Consider the following 13450-nt stretch of genomic DNA (forward strand, 5'->3'; position numbering starts at 1 on the left):
CAACCACTTCCTGCCGCCTACCCACTCAGGCGGGGGTGTCGTCCTGCTCGTCCTCGTCGGTTTCGGCCAGGACGGGGGAAGCGTGGTGCGACCAGAGTTTCCACCCCACGGGCGTGCGCCGGAACACGTTGGTGGCGACCACGAGCTGCCCGACGAGCGGGCCGAGCTCCTCGCCGGCGCCCTCGGGGGCGGGGCCGCCGCTGAGGATGTTCTCGGTGCAGTTCACCAGGGCGGTGTCGCCGGTGACGGAGACGTGCACGTCGGTGAGGAAGAACTGGATGTAGTCGGTGTTCGCCATGATCAGCGCGTACGACCGCAGGACCTCGCCGCGGCCGGTGAGTACTGGCCAGCCGGGGTGCACGCAGGAGACCACGCCGGTGTCGGCCGGGTCGTGGTAGCTCTCGTCGACGCCCAGGTCGGAGGGGGTGAGCCAGAGCGACGCCAGTTCCTCGAAGTCGCCCTGCTCCAGTGCCTCGTAGAAGGCGGTGTTGGCGGCCTCGACCTGTTCGACGTCGGTGTGCGGGGCGCTCACCGGGCTCCTTCTGTGCCGGTGCGCGCCCCGGCGATGGCGCGGGCCACACGGACCGCGTCGGCCGTGGCGCGGACCTCGTGGACGCGGACCGCCCATGCGCCGGCGTGTGCGGCGAGCGCGGAGACGGCGGCGGTGGCGGCGTCGCGTTCGCGTGCGGGCGGCGGCGGGCCGTCGGGGCCGGCGAGGACCCGGCCGAGGAAGCGTTTGCGGGAGGCGGCGACGAGCAGGGGGTGGCCGAGGGCGAGGACGCGGTCGAGACGGGCGAGGAGGGCGAGGTCGTGCTCGGCGTCCTTGGAGAAGCCGAGGCCGGGGTCGACGATGACCCGGTCGGCGGCGATGCCCCCGGCCAGGACGGCCTCCACGCGTGCGTGCAGTTCGTCGACGACTTCGGTGACGACGTCGGTGTACTCGCCCCGGACGTTGCCGCCCTGGAGGAAGCCGCGCCAGTGCATGACGACGAAGGGGGCTCCGGCGTCGGCGACGGCCGGGATCATGCGGGGGTCGGCGAGGCCGCCGCTGACGTCGTTGACGAGGGCGGCGCCGGCCGCGAGGGCCCGTGCGGCGACGGAGGCGCGCATGGTGTCGACGGAGACCGTGACGCCCTCGGAGGCCAGGCCGCGCACGACGGGGACGACGCGGCGCAGTTCCTCGGCCTCGTCGACCCGGGTGGCTCCGGGCCGGGTGGACTCGCCGCCGACGTCGACCAGGTCGGCACCTTCGGCGACCAGGTCGAGGCCGCGCTTGACGGCGGCCGTGGTGTCGAAGAAGCGGCCGCCGTCGGAGAAGGAGTCGGGGGTGACGTTCACGACTCCCATGACCGCGCAGCGGTCCCGTTCCGGTAGGCCCGCCACGCGCCCGCGTCCGCTCTGGTTGCTCATATGTTCAGCGTAGGCCCAGGCGGGGGCCGTCAGGCGTTGCGGCCCGGGCGACGGCCCCGTGGAAAGCCCCCTAGGCGGCCCGGACACCGCGTTCCGCGGTGCCGTGGGCGCACGGACGGTGGGCGGCCGGGCGCCGGCGGCGCAGGAAGCGCGGCAGGGGCAGGGCGAGGGTGACGAAGCCCTCGGCCTGCATGGCGGCGAAGCCGATGCGGGGCAGGTCGGCGGAGGCGCGGTAGACGACGAAGCGCGGCTCCCAGCGCGGCTGGAACTTGGCGTTGAACTTGTACAGGGACTCGATCTGGAACCAGCGGGAGAGGAAGACCAGCAGTCCGCGCCAGGCGCGCAGCACGGGACCGGCGCCGATCTTCTCGCCGCGGGCGAGGGCAGCGCGGAACATGGCGAAGTTGAGGGAGACGCGTGCGACGCCCAGTTTGGGGGCGGCCTGGAGGGCGGCCACGATGAGCAGTTCGTTCATGCCGGGGTCGGCGGAGCGGTCGCGGCGCATCAGGTCCAGGGAGACGCCGTCGGGGCCCCAGGGCACGAAGTGCAGGATCGCTTTGAGGTCGCCGTAGGGGCCGGGGTGGTCGTCCTGCTTGTGGGCGGTGGCGATGAGGCAGTCGCCGTCGGCGGGGTCGCCGACGCGGCCCAGGGCCATGGAGAAGCCGCGTTCGGTGTCGGTGCCGCGCCAGTCGTCGGCGGCCTGCCGGATCCGCTCCAGTTCGGCTTCGCCGAGGTCACGGACACGTCGTACCCGGGTTTCGTAACCGGCGCGCTCGATGCGCTTGACCATCTGGCGCACGTTGCGCATCGCGCGGCCGGCGAGGGAGAAATCCGCGACGTCCACCACCGCCTCGTCGCCCAGTTCGAGGGCGTCGAGCCCGGTCTCGCGGGTCCACACCTCGCCGCCGGTCTCGGAGCAGCCCATGACGGCGGGGGTCCAGGAGTGGGCCTTGGCCTCGTCCATGAACCGTTCGATGGCGCCGGGCCAGGCCTCGACGTCGCCGATCGGGTCGCCGCTGGCGAGCATCACCCCGGAGACGACGCGGTAGGTGACGGCGGCCTTGCCGCTGGGGGAGAAGACGACGGCCTTGTCGCGGCGCAGGGCGAAGTGGCCGAGGGAGTCGCGGCGCCCGTGTTTGTCGAGCAGGGCGCGCAGCTGGGCCTCGTCCTCCTCGGTGAGCCGTGCGGCGGGGTGTTCGGGGCGGAAGGCCAGGTAGATGGTGGTGACCGCGGTGAGCAGACCGAGGGCGCCGAGGGAGAAGGCGACGGTCCAGGAGGTGTTGCCCTGGTAGTCGACCGGGCCCTCGAAGCCGAACAGGCCGTAGATGACGTGGGTGATGCGGTCGGCGAGGCTGGGGTCGCCGACGATGCGCTCGCTGTGGACGCTGACGATGAGCAGCCCGAGCAGGAGCGAACCGGCGCTCATGAGGACGAAGTTGGCCAGCGCCCGCCAGCGGCTGCGCGGGTCGGGCAGCGCGTTGAACTGGTCCCGGTGGCGCAGCAGGGGTGCCAGCAGGGCCAGGGAGATCAGCATGCCCACCAGCGAGTGCCGGTAGGTGAACTGGGCGACGGCCCCGGCGGGCAGGAGCGCCACGGCGGCCCGCCAGGCCCGGCGCTTGCCGCGCTTGAGACCGTGGGCGAGCAGCAGCAACAGCACGCCGGTGCTGAGGGACAGGGCGGCGGCGAACGGGCCGAGTGCGCCGGGCAGGACCTCGGCGATGGCGTGCATGCGGCTGTGCCGGAAGCGGGGGAAGACGCCCGCGCCGATGTCCAGGACGCCCACCAGGGCGCAGGCTCTGCCGACGAGGACGGGGACGGCCTCGGGGCGTGGCCCGCGCAGTATCCGGCTCACCCGGCCCGGGCGGGCCGTACCGCTGCCGCGGCTCGGAACCTCACCCGACATTTCCTCATCTGTCCTGACAGACATCGCATCCCGTAGTTCTGCGAGAGACCTTGGATCCGGTGCCGATTCGGGCATCCGGCGACATTGCGCCCTCTAGGACGGTGTCTCGTGGGGAGAGGTTCACTCCCCACGTCAAAGCCGTTTCAAAGGCCGAGGAAAGTCCGGGACAAGCCCGTGCGAAGGTGTGCGCGGGCCGGGCCGGACAGAGAGTGCGGACAGGTAACCAACCCATGGGTCTGACGAGCAACAACGTGCTGGTGCTGGCGGTGCTGTCCGCGGTGCTGCTGTTCGCCGGCACGGTCTGGCTGTGGCCACGGCTGGCCCGGCGGAGCTGGCGTGCCGTGGGCGGGCGTATCGGCCTGCTGCTGGGCACGCAACTGGCGCTGTTCGCCGCGGTGGGCCTCGCCGCCAATCAGGCCTTCGGCTTCTACGCGAGCTGGGCGGACCTGTTCGGGCAGGAGAAGGACCAGGGCGTGGTCGTCGACCACACGCCGGGCGGCGGTCCGCTGGAGGTGACCGGCTCGCGCCCGGTGCCGGGGGCGGGCGGTGTACCGCCCCGGGCCGGTGGCCGGGTGCAGCAGGTCGAGATCGTGGGCCGTACGACGCGGATCGCCACACCCGCGTACGTCTATCTGCCGCCGGAGTACTTCCAGTCGCGGTACCGCACCCACAGGTTCCCGGCGGCCGTCGTGCTGACCGGCTATCCGGGTACGGCGTCGGCGCTGGTGGAGAAGCTCCACTATCCGCGGACGGCGCTGGAACTGGCCCGGGAGGGCCGGGCGGAGCCGATGATTCTCGTGATGCTGCGGCCCACGGTGGCGCCGCCCCGGGACACGGAGTGCGTCGACATCCCGGGCGGTCCGCAGACCGAGTCGTTCTTCGCGAAGGACCTCCCCGACGCACTGCGCTCGCACTACAGGGTGGTCGAAAAGGCGGGCGGTCTGGGCATCATCGGCAACTCCACGGGCGGCTACTGCGCGTTGAAGATCGCGCTGCACCATCCCGGTGTGTACGCCGCCGGGGCGGGCTTGTCCGCTTACTACAAGGCGCCGATCGACGCCACGACGGGCGATCTCTTCCAGGGCGACAAGGCGCTGCGCAATCGCGCCGATCTGTGGTGGTACCTCGCGCACATGCCCGCTCCCGACACGTCCCTGCTGGTCAGCAGCAGCAAGCGGGGCGAGACCAACTACCGGGACACGCTGAGGTTCATAGAGCGGGTGAAGGACACCGGGCGGACGGGGATCTCGTCGATCGTCCTGGAAAGCGGCGGGCACAACTTCAACACCTGGCGGCGCGAGATTCCGGCGGCGCTGGAGTGGATGAGCGGGCGGCTGACCGGACGCGGAAATGATCTTGGGAATTGAGTGAGCGGGCGATTCCGGTTCTTCCCTCGTTCTGATGCCGTGTGAACGTTTCGGTGTGGTTTTGTTTTTGCGGGGTGGGTCACCATGATTCGCCTGCGCGCGGTAAGTTTCTGGCCATGCCACGTGGACGTCACCGCCATTCCCCGCCCCTTCACAGGATGCTGCCCCCGTCGGCGATCGCAGGCGTCTCCCTCGTCTGCGCGTTGGGGCCCTGGGTGTTCACGGAGCCGATGGTGCTCCGCGGTCTGGCCGCGGCCGCCGCGGCGACGGCGGTCATCGGCGCGGTCGTGCTGCGCCGTTGGGACACCCAGGCGGGCAAGCGCGTCGCCGACCTCACGCGCGCGCGTGCGAGCGACGAGTGGCGCTTCGAGGAGCGCGTCGCCGAACTGGAGGCCGACCTGGAGGAGTCGCGCGACTTGCGCGCGAAGCTGGAGCAGCGGCTGCGCTCCAAGCGCACCGAACTGGCCGGTCTGCGCAACGAGCACGCCGCGCTGCTGCGCCGGTACGCCACGGCGGAGGCCGATCGCGCGAGCGTCCTCGAAGACCGCCGGATGCTGGAGATAGAGGCGACGGCTCCGGTACGGGCCGCGCTGCCGGCGGGAGCGCCGGACACGGCACCGGACGCGGACGGGACGCCCACCGCTCCCGCCGTGGACGAGGAGCCTGCGGTTCCCGCCGTGTTCTCGCCCGAGGGTTCCCGGCTGTTCCTGCGGGCCGCGGCCGCACTCGCCCGGTTCGACGGCGAGACGGCGCCGGTCCCGGACCCGGACGGCGGCGGCGACGGCGACGGCGTCCCGAAGGACGAGGACGCGGAGCCCGCCCCGGAGCAGGAGCAGGAGCAACCGGAGCAGGAAGAGGCGGAGCAGCGGGAGCAGGCGCCGGCGGACGAGGCCCAGCGGCAGTCCGCGACGGACGACGGGCACGAGCGCACGACCGCCGAGACGTCCGCGCCGGGCGGCGGGACCGCCGTGCCGGCCGGCGGGAGCGAACGGCTCCCGGAGCCCGCGCGGGCCGAGCAGCCCGCGGACCGGCGCACCGGCCACTACACCGTGCCGACCGCCGTGGCCGTCCCGCCGCAGGCGCCGGTCCGCCGTCCGCAGGCCGGCGGCGGGTTCGACTTCTTCGGCACGAAGGCGGGCACCTCGCGGGCGGCCCTGGAGGCCGTGCAGAACGAGGACCTCGCCGATGTCGTCGGCCAGGAGGCGCTCGCCCTGCACAAGGCCGAGACCGAGGCCCGCTACAAGCCGGCCGACGAGGAGTCGCGCGGCATCGGCCAGGTCATCGACCTGACGGCGCACGACGAGACGGAGCAGATCGACGTGCAGGGACTGCGCAGCGCGGTGTCCTGACGCCTCTTCCGGCGCGGGGCCCTTCGGCTACGGCCGAGGGGCCCCGCGCCTGTGCGCGGTCATGCCATCCAGCGGTCCGGCCGCGCGTCCCGGCGCCCCGTGCGGGACCGTTCCGCCTGTGCCGCCAGCAGCTCGCGCGCCTCGGCCGTGTTCCGCAGCCGGGCCCGCACCGTTTTGTTCGCGCCTGTGTCCACACACACGTCGGCGAGGCCCCGGGCCCGTTCCCACGGCCCCTGCGTCATCCGTACGCTCTGCACCTTGGCGTGCGGCACCAGCGCCAGGCTCCGCCGCAGCAGCCCGGACCGGGACGCGAACACCGCGTCCGTGACGGCGAGTCCGTATCCGCGCCACCACAGCGGCACGCACCAGCGGGCCGCGCGCGGCGCCGGTGACAGGGCCGCCGCCTCCGGCACGCTCACCCCGGGCAGCACGCGCGCGACGACCTCCTCGGCGATCTCGCGCGGAGCGACGGGCACCAGCACGGAGTTGGACGAGCCGGCCACGTCCAGCTCGACGCGCACCCACCCGCGCCGCCGCCACAGCAGCGGTTCCACGATCCGCACGGTCTGGACGCGTCCCGGCGGCACCGTCTCGTGGGACCGGTCCAGCAGCCCGTGGTCGATGCGCAGCCCGTCGGGCGACTCGGCGAGCGTCCAGTCGTACTCGGCGACGAACCGCCCGACGCTGCTCGCGCCCGCCGTGCCCAGCAGCGGCAGGGCGACCGCGAGGACCGTCCACAGGCTGTGGGTGAGCAGCCACAGCACCGGCGGGACGACGAGCGCCGCGGCCAGCGACATCCAGGTCGCGCCCGTCAGCACCAGCGACAGGGCGAGGACGCCGGGCGGCACCCGCAGCAGCTGCCGGGAGGGGGCCTCGCCGACCTCGTGCGCGGTCTCGGGTGCGAAACCGGCCGCCCGGGCGAGCAGTTCGGCCCGCAGCGTCCGCGCCTCGTCCGCGCCGAGGAAGGCCAGTTCGTCCTTCTTGTCGGCGCCTATGACGTCGAGTTTCAGCTTGGCGACGCCAGCGACCCGGGCCAGCAGCGGCTGGGTGACGTCGACGGCCTGGATCCGCTCCAGCCGGATGTGCGCGGTGCGCCGGAAGACCAGCCCGGTACGGATGCGCAGTTCGGTCTCGGTCACCGCGAAGTGCGTGAACCACCAGGAGCAGAAGCCGTAGAGGGCGGCGGCCGGGACGAGCACGGCGAGGCCGATCAGCAGGGTGGTCGTGGTCAGCCGGGTCAGATGGCGCTGCGCCCCGTCCGGGTCGTGCACGGCCCAGCCGATCAGCACGGCGACCGGTGCCCAGGCGCGGCGCAGCGGGGTGACGGGGTGCAGCCGCCGCTCGGTCACCTCTGCGGCGGCCTCGGAGGCCTCGGCGGCCCCGGGCGCCGTCACAGCCCCGCCGACCGGGCTTCGCCCAGCTCGGTGAGCCGGTCGCGCAGCCGCTCCGCCTCGGCCGGGTCCAGACCGGGGATGGTCGCGTCGGTCGCCGCTGCGGCCGTGTGCAGCTGCACGCTGGCCAGCCCGAAGTGCCGCTCGACGGGCCCGGAGGTGACCTCGACCAGCTGCATCCGTCCGTACGGCACGACCGTCTCCTCGCGCCACAGCACGCCACGGCTGATCAGCAGGTCGTCGGCCCGCTCGGCGTACCGCCAGGAACGCCAGTTGCGCTCGGTCATCACCCAGCCCCAGATCAGCAGCGCCAGCGGCGGCAGCGCGAAGGCGGCCCATACGGGCCCGGCCAGCAGCCCCGGCACCAGCCCGGCGGCCAGGGTGATCAGCCCGAGCCACACCACCAGCAGCAGCCGGCGCATCTTCAGCAGGCCGGGCGGCAGCGCGATCCACACCGGCTCATCCCCGGCCGCCCCGGCCGTGGCCTGCGCCGCGTCCGGCCCCGTGTCCTGCGGACTCCCCGTATCCATGGGGCCAGCGTACGTAGGAGAGACTGTGTCCATGACTCCTACGACGGAGACCATGGTCGGAATCGGCGGCGCCGCGGAGAGCACCGACATGGTGCTCAACATCGGGCCGCAGCACCCGTCCACCCACGGCGTGCTGCGGCTGAAGCTCGTCCTGGACGGCGAGCGCATCAAGCACGCGGAGCCGGTGATCGGCTACATGCACCGCGGCGCGGAGAAGCTGTTCGAGGCGCGCGACTACCGCCAGATCATCATGCTCGCCAACCGCCACGACTGGCTGTCGGCGTTCTCCAACGAGCTGGGCGTGGTCCTGGCCGTGGAGCGGATGCTCGGCATGGAGGTGCCCGAGCGCGCGGTGTGGCTGCGCACGCTGCTCGCCGAGCTGAACCGGGTGCTCAACCACCTGATGTTCCTCGGCTCGTACCCGCTGGAACTCGGCGGGATCACCCCGATCTTCTACGCCTTCCGGGAGCGCGAGGAGCTCCAGCACGTCATGGAGGAGATCTCCGGCGGGCGGATGCACTACATGTTCAACCGGGTGGGCGGCCTCAAGGAGGACCTGCCGGCCGGGTGGACCGCCCGCGCGCGCACCGCCGTCGCCGACGTGCGCTCCCGCATGGACCGCTTCGACGACCTGGTGCTCGGCAACGAGATCTTCCGCGGCCGCACGCGGGACGTCGGTGTCCTCACCCCGGAGGCCGTGCACGCCTACGGGGTCAGCGGGCCGATCGGCCGTGCCTCGGGCGTCGACTTCGACCTGCGCCGCGACGAGCCGTACCTCGCCTACGGCGACCTCCAGGACACGCTGAAGGTGGTCACCCGCCAGGAGGGCGACTGCCTCGCCCGCTTCGAGTGCCTCCTGGAGCAGACGCACAACGCGCTGGACCTGGCCGACGCCTGCCTCGACCGGCTCGCCGAGCTGCCGCCCGGGCCGGTCAACCAGCGGCTCCCGAAGGTCCTCAAGGCACCCGAGGGCCACACGTACGCCTGGACCGAGAACCCCCTCGGCATCAACGGCTACTACCTCGTCAGCAAGGGCGAGAAGACCCCGTACCGGCTGAAGCTGCGCTCGGCGTCGTACAACAACATCCAGGCGCTGACGGAGCTGCTGCCGGGGACGCTGGTCGCGGACATGGTGGCGATCCTGGGGTCGATGTTCTTCGTGGTCGGGGACATCGACAAGTAGCGCCCAAAAGGTCCTCTAAAGGGGGTCCTCGACGCCGACGGGCTGCACCAGCCAGCCGAAGTCGCCCAGCCCGCCCGTCGCGGTGAGCTCGGCGGCCTCACCGGCGTTCGCGAGGGCGCGTACGTAGGCGGCGGGGTCGGTGGAGGCCAGCGTGAGCGGGGGGCGCGCGCCGGTCACGCCCAGGGTGCGCAGCGCCTCGCGCTGGGGCAGTACGCGCCCGCCGGGCAGCGCGCACGCGTCCAGGGCGACGTGCGCGGTGATGTCGCAGGAGCCGTCCGGTACCGGTGTCGTCTCGCGGCCCTCGCGGAAGCCGGTCAGCGTCCCGAACGGGGGCCGGGCGTCCGCCGTGTGCGCGTAGTCCACGGCGACGGCGAGCCCCCGCCCGAGCGTCGCGACCGCCGCGGCCCACGCCTCGTCCCGGGGCAGGCCGATCTCGGCCCGCAGTCCCTCCTGGCCCGGCAGCGGCCACCACCGCCGAAGCCACCGGGCCTGCGCTCCGTCCACCGGCTCCCCGAGCCGCTCGCTCCCGTCCTGGCGGACCAGCACCAGCCGCGCGACGCCCGCGGCGTCCACCTCGGCGACCTCCACGGGCACGTTGTCCAGCCACTCGTTGGCAAACAGCAGCCCGGTCGTCCCCTGCGGGGGCTCGGCCAGCCACTCGATCCGGTGATCGAGCCCGGCCGGCCGCCCGGCGATGTCGACGGCGTACGCGCGCGTGCGGGCCGCCACGTCCGCGGGCAGCGCGGCGAGCACGGCGCCCGTCAGCTCACCCCGTCCGGCCGCCATGTCGACGAAGTCCAGCGTCGCGGGCCGCCCCAGCGCCTCGTCGACCCGGCACAGCAGCCGTGCCACGGCCCCGGCGAACAGCGGCGACGCGTGCACGGACGTCCGGAAATGCCCGGCCGGTCCCTCCGCGCGCCGGTAGAAGCCCCCCGGCGCGTACAGGGCGTCCTGCGCCGCCGCACGCCACCCGCGCCACTGATCCCCGGTTCCCGCTGTCACCGGGCCAGGCTATGTGCACGCAACGAACGCAACTCCACCTTGCGGAGTATGCGCGCGGGGTACGGATCGGTCCTCCGGTTGACCCCTGCACCTATCGCGCTTCCCTACGCTGGGTTACGTGCAGCGCCTCTATGACTTCCTCCGCAGGCACCCGATGTGGGTCGACGGCTTCTGGGCCGTGGCCCTCCTCGGGATTTCGGTGCTGGGCGGAGCGGCGGGCGAGCGGATCGGCCCCTGGGCCGCCGTCGTCCCGATCACGCTGCTGCTGAGCCTCGTGGTCGCGCTGCGCCGCCGGATGCCGGAGAAGATGCTGCTGCTGGCGGCCGCGGTGGGCGTGGCGCAGCTGGTCACCGACGTCGCGATCCTGCCCGCCGACTTCGCCATGCTGGTGATCGTCTACACGGTCGCGGCGGAAGGCGCCCGCTGGGCCTCCCGCTTCGCACTGGTCGCCGGCCTGTGCGCGGCCCCCCTGGCACAGCTGCGCTGGTCGAACGAGCAGACGGGGGTAGCGGGCGACATCGCCCTGGCGGTCCTCCAGACCGTCCCCTTCGCCCTCGCCTGGGTGCTCGGCGACTCCATCCGCACCCGGCGCGCCTACTTCGCGCAGCTGGAGGAGCGGGCTGCCCGCCTGGAGAAGGAGCGCGAGGCGCAGTCCAAGGTCGCCGTCGCCGCCGAACGGGCCCGGATCGCCCGCGAGTTGCACGACGTCGTCGCGCACAACGTCTCGGTGATGGTGGTCCAGGCGGACGGCGCCGCCTACGTCCTCGACGCCGCGCCCGACCAGGCGAAGAAGGCCCTGGAGACCATCTCCTCCACCGGCCGCCAGGCCCTCGCCGAGATGCGCCGCCTGCTCGGCGTGCTGCGCACCGGAGAGCACCAGGAGGCCGGCGAGTACGTGCCGCAGCCCGACGTGGAGCAGATCGAGGACCTCGTCGAGCAGTGCCGCACCTCCGGACTGCCCGTCGACTTCAAGGTCGAGGGCACGCCCCGCCCGCTGCCCAGCGGCGTCGAGCTCACCGCCTACCGCATCGTGCAGGAGGCGCTCACCAACACCCGCAAGCACGGCGGCCCCAACGCGGGCGCGAGCGTCCGCCTGGTCTACTTCGACGACGGCCTCGGCCTCCTCGTGGAGGACGACGGCAAGGGCGCCCCGCACGAGCTGTACGAAGAAGGCGGGTTCGACGGCCAGGGCCACGGTCTGATCGGCATGCGCGAGCGGGTCGGTATGGTCGGCGGCACCCTGGACGCGGGCCCGCGCCCGGGCGGAGGATTCCGCATCAGTGCTCTGCTGCCGCTCAAACCCGCGCACTGACGCCGGCACGCGCCCCTCACTGACACCTGTAACGACCCCTAGGGAAGAGGCCCGATGACGATCCGCGTGATGCTCGTCGACGACCAGGTGCTGCTGCGCACCGGGTTCCGGATGGTGCTCGCCGCCCAGCCGGACATGGAGGTCGTGGCGGAGGCGGGCGACGGCGTCGAGGCCCTCCAGGAACTGCGGACGACCGAGGTCGACGTCGTGCTGATGGACGTCCGCATGCCGAAGCTCGACGGGGTGGAGACGACCCGCCGGATCTGCGCGGACACCGACCCGCCGAAGGTGCTCATCCTGACCACCTTCGACCTCGACGAGTACGCCTTCTCCGGGCTGAAGGCGGGCGCCTCCGGGTTCATGCTCAAGGACGTGCCCCCGGCGGAGCTCCTGGCCGCGATCAGGGCCGTGCACAGCGGTGACGCGGTCGTGGCGCCCTCCACCACCCGGCGCCTGCTGGACCGCTTCGCACCGATGCTGCCCGGCACCAAGCAGCCCCAGCACAAGGAACTGGAGCGGCTCACCGAACGCGAGCGCGAGGTCATGGTGCTGGTCGCGCAGGGCCTGTCCAACGGCGAGATCGCGGCGCGGCTCGTGCTGTCGGAGGCGACCGTGAAGACGCACGTGGGCCGCATCCTGACCAAGCTGGGGCTCCGGGACCGGGTGCAGGTCGTGGTGCTGGCCTACGAGACGGGGCTGGTGCGGGCCGGCGGGCACGGCTGATCCGCATCCCGGGCCGCCGGCCGGCTACCTGAGGATCCCCTCCAGGAACTCGCTGCCGAGCCGGGCCACCACCGTTACGTCCAGCTGGTGCAGGACGTAGCGGCCGCGGCGGCGGGTGGTGATCAGGCCCGCCTTCTTCAGCACGGCCAGGTGCCGGGATATCTCCGGGGCCGTCATGCCGAGCACCTGCGCCAGCTCGCTGGTGGTGTGCGCGCTGCGGGCCAGATGGCGGCACATGCGCATCCGGACCGGGTGGGACAGCGCCGTCATCCGCAGGGCCAGCTGTTCGAGCGTCTGCGGCGCGGCGAGCTCGGGGGAGCCGACCGGGTAGTGCAGCACCGGCTGCCAGCCGTACCGGTGCAGGACCATCAGGTGCGGCCAGCCGAGGCTGGTCGGGACGAGCAGCAGGCCGCCGTCGCCCGTGGCCGTACGGCCGTCGCCCAGCTTGTCGACCGTGATCCGGGCGGCCTCCTCGTCGAGTGTGATCGCCGGGGACACCGCGGCCAGCGCCTCGGCCAGGCCCTTGCGGCGCAGCAGGTCCGTCTTGTGCCGGGCGTCCGCCGCGAGCTGGTGGCGCAGCCGGGACCAGGCCTCCGCGAAGAACGCCTCGTCGCAGTCCCGGAGGAACTGCCGCAGCCAGGCCCGGATCCGGGGCGGGTCGGCCAGCAGCCGCTCCCCGAAGCGCAGTTGCCGCGGTCCGCGCGCGGCGGCCAGCTCCAGTGCCCGGCGGCGCGTCTCCGGGTCGGACAGCGTCGCCGGTTCGTTCTCGCCGTAGCAGGTGCCACAGCTGAACTCCATGGCCGCGTCCACGAACTGCTCGTCGGACAGCTTGTCGAGCTGGTCGAGCTCCTCGGCGAGGGTCGCGCCCGGCAGCGCGCGCCGGTCCGGCAGGCCCGCCCAGGGCAGGAACAGGTCCGAGAACGTCGTCCGCCACAGGAAGTCCGCCTCGCACATGCGGTCGGCCAGATGCGGGTCGAGCCGGGCCGTCACGCCCGTCACCCAGCCCTGCAGGCCCGGGTGGTGGGCCGGTTCGGACAGGGCGTGCAGCGCCATGCCGAGCTCGGCCAGGGGCGAGGGCACGACGGCGACCTCCTCCGGCCGCAGCCCCGCGATGTCGATGTGCACGCTCATGCCCTCATGGTGCACCGGGCCACTGACAACGCCCCCGCCGATTGACGGGCCCCGTCAATCGACGCGACGCCACGCGCGGCGCGGGCGCACGGTGGGACCACCGGGGCAGCCGCGGAGCCTTCGGACCTCCATCACCCCGTCCCGCAGAG

The 13450-nt window shown here is 73.1% G+C and carries 12 protein-coding genes; 5 read left to right on the top strand and 7 right to left on the bottom strand.

The genetic code is table 11. The annotated features are described in order from the left end of the window. Positions 1 to 25 precede the first annotated feature (25 nt). From OO68_RS22750 to OO68_RS22760, 3 genes are all read right to left on the bottom strand, one after another. Positions 26 to 532 (bottom strand): nuclear transport factor 2 family protein, encoded by a 507-nt coding sequence (locus OO68_RS22750; RefSeq protein WP_033310314.1) that lies wholly within the window; start codon positions 530 to 532, stop codon positions 26 to 28. Further along, the gene (gene folP, locus OO68_RS22755; protein WP_078625411.1) at positions 529 to 1410 is read right to left on the bottom strand and encodes a dihydropteroate synthase; all 882 of its coding nucleotides are present in this window, start codon (positions 1408 to 1410) and stop codon (positions 529 to 531) included. Before folP ends, OO68_RS22750 begins: the two co-directional genes overlap by 4 nt. 70 nt (positions 1411 to 1480) lie before the next feature. Continuing rightward, positions 1481 to 3313: a phosphatidylglycerol lysyltransferase domain-containing protein gene (locus OO68_RS22760; RefSeq protein WP_033310317.1), complete on the bottom strand. Its 1833-nt coding sequence runs from the start codon at positions 3311 to 3313 to the stop codon at positions 1481 to 1483. A gap of 230 nt (positions 3314 to 3543) precedes the next feature. Between OO68_RS22760 and OO68_RS22765 the strand changes: the two genes are divergently transcribed. Further along, the gene (locus OO68_RS22765; RefSeq protein ID WP_033310318.1) at positions 3544 to 4680 is read left to right on the top strand and encodes an alpha/beta hydrolase; all 1137 of its coding nucleotides are present in this window, start codon (positions 3544 to 3546) and stop codon (positions 4678 to 4680) included. A 158-nt stretch (positions 4681 to 4838) separates the two neighbouring features. Continuing rightward, positions 4839 to 6029 carry a hypothetical protein gene (locus OO68_RS22770; protein ID WP_078625412.1) on the top strand — a complete coding sequence of 397 codons (1191 nt, stop codon included), beginning with the start codon at positions 4839 to 4841 and terminating at the stop codon, positions 6027 to 6029. A 59-nt stretch (positions 6030 to 6088) separates the two neighbouring features. Here the strand turns inward: OO68_RS22770 and OO68_RS22775 are convergent, their stop codons facing one another. Next, entirely contained in the window at positions 6089 to 7423 is a 1335-nt protein-coding gene (locus OO68_RS22775; protein ID WP_033310320.1) for a PH domain-containing protein, read from the bottom strand. Beyond that, on the bottom strand, positions 7420 to 7950 hold the full coding sequence (locus OO68_RS22780; RefSeq protein WP_033310321.1) for a PH domain-containing protein: 531 nt from the start codon (positions 7948 to 7950) through the stop codon (positions 7420 to 7422). Before OO68_RS22780 ends, OO68_RS22775 begins: the two co-directional genes overlap by 4 nt. 31 nt (positions 7951 to 7981) lie before the next feature. Between OO68_RS22780 and OO68_RS22785 the strand changes: the two genes are divergently transcribed. Then, complete coding sequence (locus tag OO68_RS22785) at positions 7982 to 9133, top strand: NADH-quinone oxidoreductase subunit D (protein WP_033310322.1); 1152 nt, start codon at positions 7982 to 7984, stop codon at positions 9131 to 9133. Between the two features lie 15 nt (positions 9134 to 9148). On the opposite strand, the gene OO68_RS22790 is transcribed toward OO68_RS22785, so the two are convergent. Continuing rightward, positions 9149 to 10135 carry an SAM-dependent methyltransferase gene (locus tag OO68_RS22790; RefSeq protein WP_033310323.1) on the bottom strand — a complete coding sequence of 329 codons (987 nt, stop codon included), beginning with the start codon at positions 10133 to 10135 and terminating at the stop codon, positions 9149 to 9151. A gap of 118 nt (positions 10136 to 10253) precedes the next feature. On the opposite strand from OO68_RS22790, the gene OO68_RS22795 reads away from it, so the two are divergent. Both OO68_RS22795 and OO68_RS22800 read left to right on the top strand, forming a co-directional pair. Beyond that, a complete protein-coding gene (locus OO68_RS22795) occupies positions 10254 to 11447 on the top strand; it encodes a sensor histidine kinase (protein ID WP_033310324.1) in 1194 nt (397 codons plus the stop codon). A 54-nt stretch (positions 11448 to 11501) separates the two neighbouring features. Beyond that, entirely contained in the window at positions 11502 to 12170 is a 669-nt protein-coding gene (locus OO68_RS22800) for a response regulator (protein ID WP_033310325.1), read from the top strand. 24 nt (positions 12171 to 12194) lie between these two features. Here the strand turns inward: OO68_RS22800 and OO68_RS22805 are convergent, their stop codons facing one another. Beyond that, positions 12195 to 13301: a DUF5937 family protein gene (locus OO68_RS22805; RefSeq protein WP_033310326.1), complete on the bottom strand. Its 1107-nt coding sequence runs from the start codon at positions 13299 to 13301 to the stop codon at positions 12195 to 12197. Positions 13302 to 13450 lie beyond the last annotated feature (149 nt).

Source organism: Streptomyces iakyrus (genome assembly GCF_000717055.1).
Lineage (GTDB): Bacteria > Actinomycetota > Actinomycetes > Streptomycetales > Streptomycetaceae > Streptomyces > Streptomyces iakyrus.

Bases quoted from the DNA above. Each gene is read 5' to 3' on its own strand.
- OO68_RS22770 (WP_078625412.1), top strand. From the start codon at position 4,839: ATGCTGCCCCCGTCGGCGATCGCAGGCGTCTCCCTCGTCTGCGCGTTG.
- OO68_RS22800 (WP_033310325.1), top strand. From the start codon at position 11,502: ATGACGATCCGCGTGATGCTCGTCGACGACCAGGTGCTGCTGCGCACC.
- OO68_RS22765 (WP_033310318.1), top strand. From the start codon at position 3,544: ATGGGTCTGACGAGCAACAACGTGCTGGTGCTGGCGGTGCTGTCCGCG.
- OO68_RS22785 (WP_033310322.1), top strand. From the start codon at position 7,982: ATGACTCCTACGACGGAGACCATGGTCGGAATCGGCGGCGCCGCGGAG.
- OO68_RS22780 (WP_033310321.1), bottom strand. From the start codon at position 7,950: ATGGATACGGGGAGTCCGCAGGACACGGGGCCGGACGCGGCGCAGGCC.
- OO68_RS22760 (WP_033310317.1), bottom strand. From the start codon at position 3,313: ATGTCGGGTGAGGTTCCGAGCCGCGGCAGCGGTACGGCCCGCCCGGGC.
- folP (WP_078625411.1), bottom strand. From the start codon at position 1,410: ATGAGCAACCAGAGCGGACGCGGGCGCGTGGCGGGCCTACCGGAACGG.
- OO68_RS22805 (WP_033310326.1), bottom strand. From the start codon at position 13,301: ATGAGCGTGCACATCGACATCGCGGGGCTGCGGCCGGAGGAGGTCGCC.